The 16,231-nt window shown below is 65.7% G+C and carries 14 protein-coding genes and 1 tRNA gene; 10 read left to right on the top strand and 5 right to left on the bottom strand.

The genetic code is table 11. From position 1 onward, the window contains the following. Positions 1 to 3: 3 nt before the first annotated feature. The gene (locus CUTER_RS09180; RefSeq protein ID WP_047260163.1) at positions 4 to 1,158 is read right to left on the bottom strand and encodes a metal ABC transporter solute-binding protein, Zn/Mn family; all 1,155 of its coding nucleotides are present in this window, start codon (positions 1,156 to 1,158) and stop codon (positions 4 to 6) included. 94 nt (positions 1,159 to 1,252) lie between these two features. On the opposite strand from CUTER_RS09180, the gene CUTER_RS09175 reads away from it, so the two are divergent. Next, positions 1,253 to 2,323 (top strand): LacI family DNA-binding transcriptional regulator, encoded by a 1,071-nt coding sequence (locus tag CUTER_RS09175; protein WP_047260162.1) that lies wholly within the window; start codon positions 1,253 to 1,255, stop codon positions 2,321 to 2,323. Here CUTER_RS09175 and CUTER_RS11125 read toward each other — a convergent pair. The 3 genes from CUTER_RS11125 to thrE are packed head-to-tail and all read right to left on the bottom strand — an operon-like array spanning position 2,313 to position 4,603. After that, a complete protein-coding gene (locus tag CUTER_RS11125) occupies positions 2,313 to 2,753 on the bottom strand; it encodes an META domain-containing protein (RefSeq protein ID WP_052844101.1) in 441 nt (146 codons plus the stop codon). The two genes, CUTER_RS09175 and CUTER_RS11125, sit on opposite strands and share 11 nt — an antisense overlap. 5 nt (positions 2,754 to 2,758) lie before the next feature. Then, on the bottom strand, positions 2,759 to 3,118 hold the full coding sequence (locus CUTER_RS09165) for a hypothetical protein (RefSeq protein ID WP_047260161.1): 360 nt from the start codon (positions 3,116 to 3,118) through the stop codon (positions 2,759 to 2,761). 39 nt (positions 3,119 to 3,157) lie between these two features. Continuing rightward, entirely contained in the window at positions 3,158 to 4,603 is a 1,446-nt protein-coding gene (gene thrE / locus CUTER_RS09160; protein ID WP_047260160.1) for a threonine/serine exporter ThrE, read from the bottom strand. Positions 4,604 to 4,687: 84 nt separating this feature from the next. Between thrE and CUTER_RS09155 the strand changes: the two genes are divergently transcribed. From CUTER_RS09155 to CUTER_RS09140, 4 genes are all read left to right on the top strand, one after another. Beyond that, positions 4,688 to 4,760 (top strand) — tRNA-Thr (locus CUTER_RS09155). Between the two features lie 102 nt (positions 4,761 to 4,862). Further along, positions 4,863 to 6,626, top strand: a complete 1,764-nt coding sequence (locus CUTER_RS09150; RefSeq protein ID WP_047260159.1) for a pyruvate dehydrogenase — start codon at positions 4,863 to 4,865, stop codon at positions 6,624 to 6,626. Positions 6,627 to 6,693: 67 nt separating this feature from the next. Further along, positions 6,694 to 7,404, top strand: a complete 711-nt coding sequence (locus CUTER_RS09145; protein WP_047260158.1) for a response regulator transcription factor — start codon at positions 6,694 to 6,696, stop codon at positions 7,402 to 7,404. Position 7,405: 1 nt separating this feature from the next. After that, complete coding sequence (locus CUTER_RS09140) at positions 7,406 to 8,821, top strand: sensor histidine kinase (RefSeq protein WP_047260157.1); 1,416 nt, start codon at positions 7,406 to 7,408, stop codon at positions 8,819 to 8,821. Here the strand turns inward: CUTER_RS09140 and CUTER_RS09135 are convergent. Continuing rightward, entirely contained in the window at positions 8,818 to 9,243 is a 426-nt protein-coding gene (locus tag CUTER_RS09135) for an HIT family protein (RefSeq protein ID WP_047260156.1), read from the bottom strand. The two genes, CUTER_RS09140 and CUTER_RS09135, sit on opposite strands and share 4 nt — an antisense overlap. Before the next feature lie 37 nt (positions 9,244 to 9,280). Between CUTER_RS09135 and purD the strand changes: the two genes are divergently transcribed. From purD to CUTER_RS09110, 5 genes are all read left to right on the top strand, one after another. Then, positions 9,281 to 10,546 carry a phosphoribosylamine--glycine ligase gene (gene purD / locus CUTER_RS09130; protein WP_047260155.1) on the top strand — a complete coding sequence of 422 codons (1,266 nt, stop codon included), beginning with the start codon at positions 9,281 to 9,283 and terminating at the stop codon, positions 10,544 to 10,546. Between the two features lie 73 nt (positions 10,547 to 10,619). Continuing rightward, complete coding sequence (gene purB / locus CUTER_RS09125; RefSeq protein WP_047260154.1) at positions 10,620 to 12,050, top strand: adenylosuccinate lyase; 1,431 nt, start codon at positions 10,620 to 10,622, stop codon at positions 12,048 to 12,050. A 20-nt stretch (positions 12,051 to 12,070) separates the two neighbouring features. Beyond that, positions 12,071 to 12,964, top strand: coding sequence for a phosphoribosylaminoimidazolesuccinocarboxamide synthase (locus CUTER_RS09120; RefSeq protein ID WP_047260744.1), 894 nt, complete (start codon positions 12,071 to 12,073; stop codon positions 12,962 to 12,964). 254 nt (positions 12,965 to 13,218) lie between these two features. After that, a complete protein-coding gene (locus tag CUTER_RS09115; protein ID WP_047260153.1) occupies positions 13,219 to 14,667 on the top strand; it encodes a sugar porter family MFS transporter in 1,449 nt (482 codons plus the stop codon). Positions 14,668 to 14,670: 3 nt separating this feature from the next. Continuing rightward, the gene (locus tag CUTER_RS09110; protein ID WP_047260152.1) at positions 14,671 to 16,200 is read left to right on the top strand and encodes a sulfatase-like hydrolase/transferase; all 1,530 of its coding nucleotides are present in this window, start codon (positions 14,671 to 14,673) and stop codon (positions 16,198 to 16,200) included. The last annotated feature ends 31 nt before the right edge of the window (positions 16,201 to 16,231 follow it).

The following is a 16,231-nucleotide window of genomic DNA, read 5'->3' as shown; positions in this document are numbered from 1 at the left end:
GCGTTACTTCACCGCGGATACGGCGGCCTCAAGGTCGTCGACGACCTGGTGGAAGTAATCCAGGAAGTCGACGTCGGCCGGCGGGATCTCGCCGATCTCAACGATGGCGACGCCCTTCGCCTCAGCGGCGGAGCGGATCCGCTTGGTGAGGTCGGTGGCGGTCTGCGGGTTGTACAGCAACACGTCCACCTCACCGGAGTTGATGACGTCGAGGAACGCGGCGACGTCACCGGCGGCCGGGTCGGAGTGGTTCAGCGCGGCCTGGCGGTAGCTCTCCGGGGTAATGTCCGTGAGGGCGGAATCGTCAATGATGTAGTCGGCAATGGTCTCGGTCTGCGCAACCTTGGCATCGCCCAGGGCCCCCAGGCGCTCGCGCAGCTCGTTCATCTCATCGATGACGGCCGTGGCGTCGGCCTCGGCGCCGGCTTCCTTGGCGTGCTCGACGATCTCCTCGGCGACGACGGTCACCGCGTCAACGTCGTACCAAATATGCTCGTTGCCGTCGACGGAGTGCACGTCGCCATGCTCGTGGCCTTCGTGCGCGTGGGCGTGCTCGTCGTGGGCCTCGGCTTCGTGGGCCTCACCCTCGTGCTCATGGGCGTGTTCGTCATGGGCTTCGGCCTCGTGGGCGTGATCGTGCTCGTCGTGGCCCTCGGCTGCGTGGCCCTCGGCTTCGTGGGCGTGATCGTGCTCGTCGTGGCCCTCGGCTTCGTGGGCATGAGCATGGTCGTGGTCGTGGCCGGCGTGGGCCTCGGCGTGGCTAATGAGCGGCAGCGCGTGAACGATCTTCTCGTCGCCCTGACGATCGATGATCGGCTCGTAGAGCCAGGCCTCGTATCCGCCGCCACCGACGACGACGAGGTCGGCGTCCATGCCGCGCGCAAGGTCCGCTGCGGAGGGCTCAAAGCTGTGGGGATCAATGCCGTTATCTTCGATGATTGCGGTGATGGAGGCGTCGTCGCCCAGCACGGCGTCGGCAACGTCGGACCACACGGAGGTGGAGGTCACCACGGAAAGGGCCTCGGCGGCGGGGGCGTCGCTGGTCGAGGAACTAGCGGAGGTAGAGGCGGAATCATTGGTGCAAGAGACAAGGCTTGCGGCGGCCAGGGCGGCGCCAGTGCCGGCGGCGAGAGCACGGCGGAATCTCGAGGAATTCATGGTCCCCAGAGTAGATTCAAGAAAACCGATGTCAACATGAAAACTAAATGGAAACTGGTCTTTAGCAGGCAGTGTCTCTAGGATTATCGGGACAATGCCTGCTGATAAACGCCCCTCCCCGCGGCCGCGGGGGACGCTGGCTTCCCTCGCGGCTGACCTCGGCGTGTCCCGCACCACCGTGTCCAATGCGTACAACCACCCGGAGCAGCTATCGGCAGCCACCCGGGAGCGGATCCTCGCCGCAGCCGCAGCCCGTGGGTACCCAGGCCCGGATCCCACGGCGCGGTCGCTGCGCACCCGCCGCGTCGGCGCCGTCGGAGTGCTGCTTACCGAGCGATTGTCCTATGCCTTCGAGGACCTCGCTTCCGTGGAGTTCCTCGCCGGATTGGCGGAGTCGAGCTACGCCACGAAGAATTCGTTGACCTTGGTTCCGGAGGGGCCAGACCTCACGTCGACCGTGGTCGACGGATTTGTGGTGTACTCCATCGCTGCCGACGATCCTCACCTCAGCGCCGCCCGGTCAACCGGCCTGCCTTTGGTGGTGTGTGACCAGCCCTACGGCGTGGCAGACCTGCCTTTCGTGGGAATCGATGACCGGGCGGCCGTCGCCCCGGCAGCCCAGGCACTGGTCGATGCCGGCCATCGGCGCGTGGGCATCATCGCCAAGCGGCTGACGCGGCAGCGCCATGATGGCGTCGTCGACCGAGCCACGGTGGAGTCCGCGGACCTCCACGTGCAGCGCAGCCGCATCCTTGGCGCGCTGGACGTGTTCGCCGCCGCGGGCATCGTGGATGTTCCGGTGGTAGTACGCCATCACAATGACCACGTTTCCGCCGTCGACGCCGCCCGGGAGCTGCTCACCGGACACCCCGATCTGACCGCGGTGCTGTGCACCACCGACTCCATGGCCTTCGGAGTGCTGGAGTTCGCCCGCTCCCGGGGGCTGGCGGTGCCGGAGCAGCTCTCGGTGACCGGTTTCGACGGCGTCGAACTGGCCTACGCCCGCGGCTTGACCACCGTCGATCAGCCGATGCGGGCAAAGGGGGCAGCGGCGGGTCGAATGCTCGACGAGCTCATCCGCCACCCCGAGGACGGACCGCGCCGGCTTCTCTTGCCCACCACCTTCGTGCCGGGGGCGACGGTGGCCGCGCCGGCTACATCCTGACTAAGCGCATCGACGGGGCGTCGAGGGCGCCGTCGTTGCTAGTAAGCACGAACTCGCCAGGGCCTCGGTTGGACACCCGGAAATCGGTGCCGGGGGCGAGCATCTTCACGACGACGTCGTGGATGCGGCGTTGCCCCGGATCGCACTGCCCGTCGGGATCGGCCGTGAGGGCGTCGATGTGGAGGCGGTCGCCGTCGAGCGTCGTCACCCCCTGCAGGGGAGCACAGCCGGTGGTGCCGGTCAGGCTCGCATCCCCAAAGGAGAGAGTGACGGTGCCGGCGGACGCTGGCGGCAGGCTCGACGGTTGGCCCGGTTGGAGGTACAGGTCCGTCACGCTGAACTGAGGCCCGACGAGCCCGGGTTCCGGGCCGGCACACCCGGAAAGGAGTACGCCGGCGGCAGCGACGGCGACGAAACGAACGCGGCGCACCCCGGTTAAGCCTTCTTGGCGGTTTTCTTGGTGGTCTTCTTCGTCGACTTCTTCGTGGCCTTCTTGGCAGCCTTCTTCGTCGTCTTCTTGGTCGACTTCTTCGTGGCCTTTGTAGCCTTCTTGGCAGCCTTCTTCGTGGCCTTCTTGGTGGCCTTCTTCGGCGGCTGCTCCTGCTCGACTTCCTCGGCCACCTTCCGGTGCACCAGGCCCTCGGGCTCGACGCCGAGCATGCACATGAGCGTCACACCGTCGAAGAAATCCTCCGCATAGGTAGCAACGATCCGGCGGGCGTTGAGCGCGGTCTCGGCCTCGACGGCCTCAATCTCTTCGGCGCTAGGGCGGGTGTCATGAACCTTGGGCGGCACGGGCATCTCCTCTTTCGGTTCTCAAAGCATGAGGACAATTCATTCTACGCTACCCGGACGGCGCCTGCGCAGGGAGATACGGCGAGCCCGGCGTAAGGCGTCGTAGGGCCGGAAGCTCTGCGGGCGGCGAATCCGCCGCGCCAGCCACTCACCGAGCACGACGCCGGCGGCCAGAGACCCGCCGATGGCCAGCGCGAGGAAGAGGTTCGTAAAGCCCACCAGGGTCTGTTCGGACAAGAGTGCGTACATGGAGCGGTACAACATCACACCGGGAAGCAGTGGGGTGATGCCGGCGACGGCGGTGATGAGCGGGGGGACGAGGAAGCGTCGAGCCAGCAAGCCGCCGACGAGCCCGATGACAAGGGCCGACGCGCCCGACGCCGCCACCGTGCCCACGCCGAGGGGGTAGACGATGAGGTGGAACACCGACGCCCCCAGCACCCCCGACGCCGCCGACACCGAGATCGCCGAGCGCTCGCCGTAAGAACCGTAGGCGAACCCTGCGCAGGCCACGCCCGACGCGGCGACGAGGAGAACCGCCTCGTTGAAGTTGGGCGGGGACGTCGCTTCGATGGGCGGCAGGTCGATCCCGAGGACCCCGGCCAGCTGCATCCCCACCGCGACGCCAGCGACGATGCCCGTGGTCATGAGCAAGGTATCGAAGAAACGCGCCGAGCCGGTGACCGCCGCGCCAGTCATGGCGTCCTGGAGCGATTGGACCAGCGATAGCCCGGCGACGAGGACGATGATGCACGAAGCGATAATGAGGCTCGGCCGGATTTGGACGCCGAAGTTTTGGGCGATGTGATAGATGATCGCCGTCGGCAGCGTGGCGATGATGCCGCCAAAGACCTGCTGGAAGAAACCCGGGAGCCCCTGACGATCGAGGACCTCGTTGGTGCCCACAATGACGAAGGACGTCACGAAGGCGATAAGCGCCACGAACCAGCCGCCGCCTAGCAGGATGGCTGCGAAGCCGCCGAGCGCCGACCATCCCCATATCGCCTGCTTGAACCGCACTTCCCGGGGACGGGCTTCCAGCTCGTCGAGGACCGCCTCGGCCACAGCGGGGCTCGTGGCGCCCGCCTGGATGGAGCGGATAAGCCGGTCCACCTCGTGCAGCTTCGAGAAGTCTGTGCGCATCTGCCGCGATACCCGAAACACCGACACGGGAACCTTCGGCTTCGTGCCCACCGACGTGGACAGCGTGATGGTGTTCATGGTGATGGCGATGTGGCAGTACCACAACCCATACGCGGCGGTGACCGCGTGGATCTGGGCGCGGGCGTCCTGGTTGCCGGAGCCGGAGGACAACAAAATGTCGCCGATGCGGGCGGCGATCATCATGACCCCGGCGACTTCGGCCTGGTCCTGGAGATTGACCGGCGCCAGTGGTGACGGGGGAGGGGCAGCTCGTGCCGCGTCGACGGTGGACAGCGTTCCCTCGCCGGGCAGGATACTGTTCAGCTTCGAGAAGATTCCCACCTCGGCAACACTAGTACGCCCGGTGTTTTTCCAGCGCGTGTGCGCCTGGGTTAAACTTTCGGAAGCCCGCGATCAGTGGGCGGTGCTGGAGTGGCGCAATCGGTAGCGCAACGGTCTTGTAAACCGTAGGTTGCGAGTTCAAGTCTCGTCTCCAGCTCGGCTGCCCCCAGCCCATGGATGATGCGTCTACAAAGGCGTATGGTGGGCCACGAAAGCACTAGCATCCTTCGGCTCTTCACAGAGCGGAAAGTGGTATATCGTGGCCAAAAACTTTGCCCAACAACTCATCGAAACCCTGGAAGTGCAGGGCGTGAAGCGCATCTACGGCCTGGTGGGGGACTCCCTCAACCCGGTCTCGGAGGCGGTGCGCACGTCGTCCATCGAATGGATCCACGTCCGCAACGAGGAAGCAGCGGCCTTCGCCGCGGAGGCGGACTCTCTCACCACTGGCGACCTCGCGGTGTGCGCTGGTTCCTGCGGCCCGGGAAACACCCACTTCGTGCAGGGGCTCTACGACGCCCACCGCAACGGCGCGAAGGTTCTGGCCATCGCTTCACACATCCCGAGCCCGCAGATCGGCTCGCAGTTCTTCCAGGAAACGCACCCGGAGCTGCTGTTCAACGAGTGCTCCGGCTACGTCGAGATGGCGAATTCGGCCTACCAGGGCACGCGCGTGCTGCACAACGCTATCCAGTCGACCATGGCGGGCAAGGGCGTATCCGTCATCGTCATCCCCGGTGATGTGTCCGAGCAGGAGGTGGAGGACACCACCTTCGTCGACTCCGTCATTGCGTGCGGCCGGCCCACCGTCTTCCCGGACCCGGCCGAGGCCGCGGAGCTGGTCAAGGCGATTAACGAAGCCAACTCGGTGACGCTCTTCTGCGGCGAGGGCGTGCGCGACGCCCGCGAGCAGGTCCTGGCCCTGGCGGAGAAGATTAAGTCCCCCATCGGCCACGCCTTCGGCGGCAAGATGCACATTCAGTATGACAACCCCTTCGACGTCGGCATGTCCGGGCTGCTCGGCTACGGCGCCTGCACGAGCGCCATGCGCGAGGCTGACCTGCTCATCCTCCTGGGCACTGACTTCCCCTACGTGGACTGGCTGCCGTCGGCCAACGTTGCCCAGGTGGACATCGACGCCTCCCACATCGGCCGGCGCACCACGGTGAAGTACCCCGTCGTCGGCGACGTGGCGGCGGTCATCGACAACATCTTGCCGCATGTTGAGGAGAAGGAGGATCGCTCCTTCCTCGACGCTCAGCTTCGCGAGCACGCGCAGTTGATCTCCAACGTGGTGGAGAGCTACACGAAGAAGGCGGCGAAGGCCACGCCGATCCACCCGGAGTACGCGGCGAGCCTCATCGATGAACTGGCGGCAGAGGACGCCATCTTCACCGTCGATACCGGTATGTGCAACGTGTGGGGTGCCCGCTATATCACCCCGAATGGCAAGCGGCAGGAAATCGGCTCCTTCAAGCACGGGACGATGGCCAACGCGCTGCCCCAAGCGATCGGCGCCCAGGCCGCGAACCCCGGCCGGCAGGTGGTGAGCTTCTCCGGCGACGGCGGCCTTGGAATGCTGCTCGGCGAGCTGCTCACCGCGAAGCTGCATGATTTGCCGGTGAAGATCATGGCCTTCAACAACTCTTCCCTGGGCATGGTCAAGCTGGAGATGATGGTCGCCGGCCTTCAGGAGTTCGAGACCGATCACGAGCACGTCAACTTCGCCGACATTGCCGCGGCGATGGGGATCAAGTCCCTTCGTGTGGAGGATCCCACGGACCTGGAAAAGGCACTGAAGGAGGCCTTTGCCTACGACGGCCCGGTGCTCGTGGACATCGTTACGGATCCGGACGCCTTGTCCATTCCGCCGAGCATCACCTGGTCGATGATGATGGGCTTCTCTCGTTCCGCGGCGAAAACCGTCTTCGGCGGTGGCATCGGGCGGATGGCGAAGCTGGCCCAGGCGAACCTCAACCACATTCCGGCGGCGGCCGCGATCTCGAAGAATCGTTTCTTCTAGCGAGATTCGCCCCACCCATTCAGCTAACATTCAGCAAACGTTCAGTGTCGGGTGTTAGCTAGGGTGTATGTCAGAAACAGCTACCCAACCCGTCAAGGTCCTTGTCGTCGACGATGAACCGAACATCGTCGATCTCATCTCCGTCAGCCTAAAGTTCCAAGGCTTCGACGTGGAGACCGCCGAGTCCGGCGATGAGGCCTTGGCCCTCGCCCGGCAAACCCGCCCGGATGCGTTCATCCTCGACGTCATGATGCCCGGCATGGATGGTTTCGAACTACTCTCCAAGCTGCGCGAGGACGGCCTCGACGGGCCGGTGCTGTACCTCACCGCCAAGGACGCGGTGGAGGACCGGATCCATGGTCTGACCATCGGGGCCGACGACTATGTGACCAAACCCTTCTCCCTGGAGGAGGTCATCACCCGGCTGCGCGTCATCCTACGCCGCGGCCACGTCGCCGACGAAGAGCAGGGCGACGCCACCATCCGCTACGCGGACCTCACCCTCAACGATGAGACCCACGAGGTGACCAAGGCCGGCGAGATCGTCGAACTGTCCCCGACCGAGTTCAACCTGCTGCGCTACCTCATGCTCAACGCCGAGGTCGTGGTGAGCAAGGCCAAGATCCTCGACAACGTGTGGCACTACGACTTCGGCGGCGACGGCAACGTCGTCGAGTCCTACATCTCCTACCTGCGACGTAAGGTCGATACCGGCGAGGTGCCGCTCATTCAGACGGTTCGTGGCGTCGGCTACGTCCTGCGCACCCCGCGCAAGTAGCGTGGGTGGGCCCACGAAGCGGCGCCCGGTGGTGCGCCGCGTCCTCAACCTGCACACCACCTTGCTGGTGGCGATCATCCTGCTGGCCGGCCTGGGGTTCTTACTGTCGTCAGCGGCGGTGACCACCGTCATGCGGGGCATTATTATCTCACGCGTCGATTCCGACCTGTCCGCCAGCCTCGAAGGGTGGACGCAGGACCCGGACATCTCGCGTCAGCAAGCCACGAAGGGCCCGCCGAGCGAGTTCTCGGTGCTCATCGTCGATCGGCACAACTGGGCGACGTGGGTCAACGCCGGCGAGACGCGACCGGACCTGTCGACGGTGCGCATCGACGGCTCCCCGACGACGGTCGGCTCCCTGCCCGGCTCGGCCCGGGAGGTGCACTGGCGGGCGATGGGCACGGCCTCCGACGGCGGCATCACCGTTGTTGCCAAATCCCTTGAGGGCGAGCAGCTCATGATTAGCGGGCTCATCGCCGTGCAGGTTGCCATCTCCCTGCTGACGCTGGTCATGATGGGCTTCGCCGCCAGCTGGGTGGTGCGCAAAGCGATCCGGCCGATGGAAGACGTCCAGCTCACGGCATCAGCGATCGCGGACGGCAACTTCAGCCGACGGGTGCCGTCTTGGCCGAAGAACACCGAGATCGGTCAGCTTGCGGCGGCGTTGAACAAGATGCTGGAGCGCCTGCAGGAGGAAATCAACAAATCTCAGGCCAAAGAGTCGCAGATGCGGCGCTTCATCGGCGACGCCTCCCACGAGCTACGCACCCCGCTGACCAGCGTCCGCGGCTACACGGAGCTGTACCGTTCCGGCGCCACGGATGACATCGACAAGGTGCTCTCAAAGATCGATGAGGAATCCGCCCGCATGCAGCTGCTCGTCGAAGACCTCCTGGCGCTGACTCGGGCAGAGGGCCAGCGGCTCGACGTCCGACCGGTCGACCTCCTGGAAGTCACCCTCAGCGCCCGTTCCACGGCGCAGGCCGCGTTCGCGGGCCGGGAGGTGTCCGTGGTCAACACCACGGAGGACATGCCGGTGGTCAACGGTGACCCCGACCGGCTGCACCAGGTTCTGCTCAACCTCATCTCCAACGCGCTACGCCACGCCGGGGAGGCCGCGAAGGTCACGCTGCGGCTGCGACAGGAGGGCCGGGATCTTTACGTCGACGTCATCGACGACGGCGTCGGCATGCCGCGCGAGGTCGCCGACCACATCTTCGAGCGCTTCTACCGCGCCGACACCTCCCGGTCCCGGTCGAAGTCTTCTCGCGGCGGAAGCGGGCTGGGCCTGGCGATTACGCGGGCGCTCGTTGAGCAGCACGGCGGCGACATCACGGTCACCTCCGTGGAGGGTGAAGGTTCCACCTTCACCGTTCGGCTGCCGCGCCTGCTCAATCCGCAGAACGCCAGCCGTTAGGCGGGGTAGCCGTCCTCGCCCACCCCGAGGGCCTCCCGCAAGCGCTGTGCGGCGGAGTCCATCTCGGCCGGATCGGTGGCGTCGGCCGCCATGGCCGAGGAGAGGTCGTAGCCGGACATGTCATCGGCCGGGAAGACATGGATGTGCGTGTGGGGCACCTCGAAGCCGGCGATGAGGTAGCCCGCCCGCTCGGAGCCGAAGACGTCAATGATCGCGCGGCCGACGAGCTGCGCGACCTCGTTCATCGCGTTGAAGGTGGGCTGCGGAATCTCCGTCCACTTGTCCACCTCGGCTACGGGAACGATGAGGGTGTGGCCGTAACGGACCGGCTCGATAGACAGGAAAGCCGCAACCGTGTCGTCGCGGTAGACGAACCGACCGGGCAGCTCGCCGTTAATGATTTTGGTGAACACGGTACTCATAGACCACAGCCTAGCCGCGGGTTTAGACTCTCGGATTATGCGCACATTAGTGATTGGCTCCGGCGGCCGCGAGCACGCCTTGGTTTATGGACTCAGCCTCGACCCCTCCGTCAGCGAGGTGCACGCCGCCCCCGGCAACGCCGGCATCGCAGAGTTGGCTACCTGCCACCCGCTCAGCGTCACCAGCGCCGAAGACACCGTGGCCCTGGCGAAGGACATCGGCGCCGAGCTTGTCGTCATCGGCCCGGAGGTTCCCCTGGTAGCGGGCGTGTCCGACGCGTTGCGCGCCGCCGGCTTCGCCGTCTTCGGCCCCTCCCAGGCGGCCGCCGCCCTGGAGGGTTCCAAGGCCTTCGCCAAGGAGGTCATGGCTGCCGCCGGCGTTCCCACGGCCCGCGCTCAGCAGCTGCTTCCCGGCGACGAGGACGTCGACGCCGCCCTGGACAACTTCGGGCCCACGTACGTGGTCAAGGATGACGGTCTCGCCGGCGGTAAGGGCGTCGTCGTCACCGCCGACCGTGACGCCGCCCGAGCCCACGCTGAGGCGGTGCTCGCCGCCGGCAACCCGGTGCTCTTGGAGTCCTTCCTCGACGGCCCCGAGGTGTCGCTCTTCTGCCTGGTTGACCATGGCACCGTCGTCCCGCTGCTGCCCGCGCAGGACCACAAGCGCGCCTACGACAACGACGAAGGCCCCAACACCGGCGGAATGGGCGCGTACACCCCGCTGCCGTGGTTGCCCGCCGGCGGCGTCGAGCGCATCGTCGCCGAGATTGCGGAGCCCGTCGCCGCCGAAATGGTGCGCCGCGGTACCCCCTATCAGGGGCTGCTGTATGTCGGCGCCGCGTGGGGGGCTGAGGGCCCGCAGGTGGTGGAGTTCAACGCCCGCTTCGGCGATCCCGAGACCCAGGCGGTGCTGATGCTGCTTGAGTCACCGCTCGGCGAGGTGCTCGGTGCCGTCGCTCGCGGCACCCTGGCGGAGCAGCCCCCGCTACGCTGGCGAGACGGCTACGCGGCCACCGTCGTGGTGGCGGCCGAGAATTATCCGGCGGCCCCGCGCACCGGCGACGCCATCACCGGTGAGGGGCTGAGCGAGCCGACGGCGGTGCTGCACGCCGGCACCGCGCGCGACGACGCCGGCCGCCTCGTCTCCGCCGGCGGTCGCGTCCTGTGTGCCATGGGTGCCGCCGACACGCTGGCCGACGCGCTGGCGCAGGCCTACGAGAACGCTGACGCCATCTCCCTCGACGGCTCCTTTACCCGTCGGGACATCGGCGCTCGCGCCGTGGCTGGGGACATCACCGTGTAGGTAGCACGGGGTGTGACCGGTTGGCGGGTACACTTTTCACTTGATCTGTATCCAACGAGAGTGGAAAGACACCGTGGCTGAAAAGAAGAAGATTTCCAACGTCCTGGCCAGCCGGTATGCGTCGGCGAGCATGACGGACATCTGGAGCCCAGAGACGAAGATTATCCTCGAGCGCCAGCTGTGGATCGCGGTGATGAAGGCCCAGCGATCCCTCGGTATCGACATCCCCGCCGAGGCGATTAGCGCCTACGAAGCCGTCATCGACAACGTCGACCTCGCCTCCATCGCCGCCCGGGAGCGCGTCACCCGCCACGACGTCAAAGCCCGCATCGAGGAGTTCAACGCCCTAGCCGGCTTCGAGCACATCCACAAGGGGATGACCAGCCGGGACCTCACGGAAAACGTTGAGCAGCTGCAGATCTTCCGCTCCCTGGAATTGGTCCGCGACCGGGCGGTGGCCGTCGTCGCCCGTATCGGCGAGCGGGCCGGGCAGTATCAGTCCTTGGTGATGGCGGGGCGTTCCCACAACGTCGCCGCGCAGGCGACGACGCTCGGTAAGCGTTTCGCCTCTGCGGCTGACGAGATGCTCGTCGCCATCAACCGCGTCGACGAGCTTCTCGACCGCTACCCCCTGCGGGGCATCAAGGGCCCGATGGGCACGTCTCAGGACATGCTCGACTTGGTTGGTGGCGACGCGAACAAGCTCACCAGCCTGGAGCGTTCCATCGCGGACTTCCTCGGCTTCCGCTACATCTTCGACTCGGTCGGTCAGGTGTACCCGCGCTCGCTGGACTTCGACGTCGTGTCTTCTCTGGTTCAGATGGGTGCCGGGCCGTCGTCGCTGGCCACCACCCTCCGGCTCATGGCCGGCAACGAGACCGTCACCGAGGGCTTCAAGGAAGGCCAGGTCGGCTCGTCGGCGATGCCGCACAAGATGAACGCCCGTTCTTGCGAGCGCGTCGGCGGCATGCAGGTTATCCTCCGCGGGTATCTCACCATGGTTGGCGACCTCGCCGGTCAGCAGTGGAACGAGGGCGACGTGTTCTGCTCCGTCGTCCGGCGGGTTGCGTTGCCCGATGCCTTCTTCACCATCGACGGCATGTTTGAGACGTTCCTCACAGTGCTCGACGAGTTCGGGGCCTTCCCGGCGATGATCGACCGCGAATTGGAACGCTACCTGCCCTTCCTCGCCACCACCCGCCTGCTCATGGCCGCGGTGCGCACGGGCATGGGCCGCGAACAGGCCCACGAAATCATCAAGAAGCACGCTGTGGCGGTGGCGCTCAACATGCGCGAAAACGGTGGTGAGCAGGACCTTCTTGCCCGGCTTGCGGCGGATGACAGCTTCCCGCTGGATCGCGACGCCCTCGCCGCGGCGGTGGCGGATCGCCACGCGTTCATCGGCGCCGCGGAGGCTCAGGTGGATCGGGTACTCACCCGCGTTCGGGAGGTCATCGGCGACCACCCGGAGGCCGCGCACTACCGTCCGGGCGAAATCCTCTAGGATTCTTGGCCATGGTGTTTATGCGACCCGAGCTGTCCGATTACAACCACCTTTCAGCAGGCAAAGTCCGCGAGCTCTACGAGATCGATGACGACCACCTGCTCATGGTTGCCACCGACCGAATTTCTGCCTACGACCACGTCCTCACCCCGGAGATCCCGGACAAGGGGCGGGTCCTCACCGCGATGAGCGTCTTCTTCTTCGACGCCATCGACTTCCCCAACCATCTCGCCGGCCCGGACGATGACCCCCGCATCCCGGAGGAGGTCCTCGGCCGCGCGCTCGTCGTCAAGCGGCTGAAGATGCTGCCCTTCGAGTGCGTCGCCCGCGGCTACCTCACCGGATCCGGGCTGGTCGAGTACCAGCACTCGGGTACCGTGTGCGGAGTCTCGCTGCCCGACGGCCTGGTCGAGGCGTCGAAGCTGCCGGAGCCGATCTTCACCCCGGCGACGAAGGCGGAGTTGGGCGATCACGACGAAAACGTCTCCTTCGACTACGTCGTCGACCGTCTGGGCGAAACCCGCGCCGAGGAGCTGCGCGACGCCACGCTGAAGATCTACTCCGAGGCGGCGAAGATCGCCCTGGACAAGGGCATCATCCTGGCGGATACCAAGTTCGAGTTCGGCATCGACGAGGACGGTCGGCTGGTCTTGGCCGACGAGGTGCTCACCCCGGACTCGTCTCGCTACTGGCCTGCGGATGGCTACCAGGAGGGCGTCGTCCAGCCGAGCTTTGACAAGCAGTTCGTCCGTAACTGGCTCACCGGCCCGAAGTCTGGCTGGGACAAGAGCTCCGACGTCACCCCGCCGCCCCTGCCTGGGTCCGTGGTGGAGGCCACCCGTGAGCGCTATGTCGACGCCTACGAGCGCCTCAGCGGTAAGAAGTTCGCCGGCTGGGTTGGCGAGTGCGTCTAGAGCGAGTGCGTCTAGTGCAGATGCGTTGAGGCGGATTGTCCGCACCGGGGATCGGGGGATAGGGGTGGTGTCCCCCGTTTGAGGGGGTGGGGGAAAGGGCATCTCACGTGGGCAATCGGGGGATTGCCCACCTTCGAGACCATTGTTACCATTCCGTTATTTACCACGACCGTGGTCAATATTCGAGCCTTCCATACTTCTATGCAACAGGGCGCGGCAGAAGGGCCACGCCCGTTGGACACAAGGAGGGCGACATGGCAAACACCGCCACGCGTCCCGCGTTTACCCCGGCACAACTCGCCGCGCGCAAACGCGCCACAGTATTCGCACTTATCGCCACACTGGGCCCCTTCTTCTACGGCTTCGAAGGCATGGTCCTCAATGGCGCCATCCAGGCCGTGGGCTCAGACTTCCACCTCGGCCCCGTCGCTGCCGGTATCGCTGGCTCGGCCGGCATCATCGGCGGCATCATCGGAGCGTTTTTCGCCGGACGCATCTCTGACAAGATCGGCCGCAAGCGCACACTCATGTTCATCGGCCCCTTCCTGCTCTTCGAGGCCATCTTCGGTGCGTTCAGCCCGGTCCTCGGCGGCTACCCGTTCCTGCTGCTGTGCCGCATCGTCGGCGGCATCGGCTTCGGCGCAGCAACCACGGTCGCGCCGGGCTACGTCGCTGAAATCGCCCCGGCAGACATCCGCGGCCGCCTCATCGGCTTCCGCCAGCTCTCCATCATCCTCGGCCTCTTCTTCGCCGGCGTCATCAACTTCGCCGTGTCGAATTCCGCCGGCGGTTCCGGCGAAGAGCTGGCGTTCGGCCTCAAGGCCTGGCAGATGATGTTCCTCTGCCTGCTCATCCCGGCGCTCATGTTCACCATCCTCACCGCGATCATGCCCGAGTCTCCCCGCTTCCTCGTCTCCGTGGGTAAGGAGACCGAGGCCCGGCAGGTCCTGGCCAAGGTCACGGGCGAAAGCAACCTCGACGAGCGCGTCGCCCAGATCCGGGCGTCCTTCGGCGAGCAGCTGCAGAAGAAACTCTCCGCCCGAGAGGTCCTCGGCTCCAAGTGGCGTGGCCTCGTCCTCGTTGCCTGCGCCATCGCCGCCTTCCAGCAGCTGACCGGCACTAACGGCATCTTCTTCTACTCCAACATGCTCTTCGAGGCCGTCGGCTTCGACGAGTCGATGGCGCTGCAGCAGACCCTCCTGCTCACCTTCTTCAAGATCGTCGGTGTCACCGCCGGCATCATGTTGGTGGACCGCGTGGGCCGCAAGCGCATGCTCATGTACGGCGGAACGCTCATCTTCACCGCGCTGTTCATCGTCGCCACCGTGTTCACCGTCGCGCCCAAGGTCGACGGCACCGCGGACATCTCCTCGAACCCGGTGCTGGGCTACCTCGCCGTGGCTGGCCTGTGCCTCTTCCTGCTCGGTTTCACCTCCTCGTGGGGCCCCATCTTCTCGATCATGATGGGTGAGATGTTCCCCAACGAGATCCGCGGCACGGCCATGTCCATCGCGTCGGGTACCGACTTCGTGGTCAACTTCCTCGTCGTCTTGCTCTTCCCGTTCCTCGTGGCCTGGTCCCCGGCCGGCACGTACTGGATCTACTGCTTCTTCGGCATCCTCGCCGTGGTGTTCACCGGCAAGTTCGTGGTGGAAACCGCTGGCAAACAACTTGAAGACATGGGCTCACGACAGGAGGCATAGACCATGAGCTCCCCCACCATTCGCGACAACGGAATCCCCGATAACGTCCGCAACGTGCTGGTCATCATGACTGACCAGCACCGGACGGACACCATCGGCTGCCTGGGCAACGCCCACGCGCAGACCCCTAACCTCGACGAGATCGGCGCCGGCGGCTTCGCGTTCACGCAGGCCTTCACCCCGACGGCGATCTGCACCCCGGCGCGTTCCTCGCTGCTCACCGGCAAGTTCCCCTTCAAGCACCAGGTGCTCGCCAACCCGGAATGGAACATCGCCTACAGCACCGCCATCCCGCTGGGCACCTGGACCTACACCCAAGAGCTGCGCGACCACGGCTACAACGTTGGCATCGTCGGCAAGTATCACTGCGGCCCGAACCTGCCGGATAAGTTCGGCATGGATGATGACAGCTTCTGGGGTGCGGAGAACCCGGTCAACAATGAGCAGTACCAGGCGTGGCTGAAGGACAACGACCTTCCTCCGGTGGCCGCCCACGACGTCTGGCGCGGAAAGCTCCCCGGCAACCGCGATGGCCACATCATCGCCGCTCGCCTCCGCCAGCCGGAGGAGGCCACCTTCGAGCGCTTCCTCGCCGATCGCGCCATAGCCCGGCTCCGGGAGTACGCGGCCGACTGGAAAGAACACGGCAAGCCGTTCAGCCTGGACGTCCACTTCTTCGGCCCGCACCTTCCGTACTTCCTGCCCGACGAGTGGTTCGACCTCATCGATCCGGAGCTGGTGGAGTTGCCGGAGAACTTCGGCGACTCCCTCATCGGCAAGCCCCCCATCCAGCAGAACTACGCCACCTACTGGTCTACCTCCAGCTTCAGCAACGAGCAGTGGAAGAAGCTCATCGCCGTGTACTGGGGCTACGTCGCGATGATCGATTTCGAGATCGGCCGCATCATGGACGTCGCCCGTGAGCTCGGCGTCCTGGACGATACCGCGCTGTTCTTCTGCGCCGATCACGGCGAGTTCACCGGCTCCCACCGGCTCAACGACAAGGGCCCGGCGATGTATGACGACATTTACAATGTCCCCTTCATCGCCCAGATCCCGGGTGTCTCCACCGTCGGCCAGTCCGCCGAGTTCGTCTCCCTCCTCGACCTGCCGGCCACGGTGCTCGACATTGCAGGTATCGACCCCGCCAAGGTGGAGGACGGCCGCTCCATCGTCGACCTCACCCGCGGGGACAGCGTGCCCGGCTGGCGGCAGAACATCGTGTGCGAGTTCCACGGCCACCACTTCCCGCTGCAGCAGCGGATGATCCGCACGAACGAGTACAAGCTCGTCATCTCCCCGGAGTCCATCAACGAGCTCTACGACCTGGTTCGGGACCCGGCGGAAATGAACAACGTGTACACCGTCCCGGTCTACGACCAGGTGCGTCGAGACCTGGCGACCGAGCTGTACTCCCAGCTGCGCGAACGCGGAGACCATTCCTTCGCGAAGTGGATGGCCGCCATGGTCGATTTCGAGGTCCCGTTGAAGAACACCGCCCGCTCGGACCTCGACGAGGTCACCATCGAGTAGCGAGCAGGTAGGCCCCGCGCTGTCTGCGAGG

It is taken from the genome of Corynebacterium uterequi (assembly GCF_001021065.1).
Taxonomy (GTDB): Bacteria; Actinomycetota; Actinomycetes; order Mycobacteriales; family Mycobacteriaceae; genus Corynebacterium; species Corynebacterium uterequi.
This window is presented reverse-complemented; position numbering and strand designations above follow the sequence as displayed.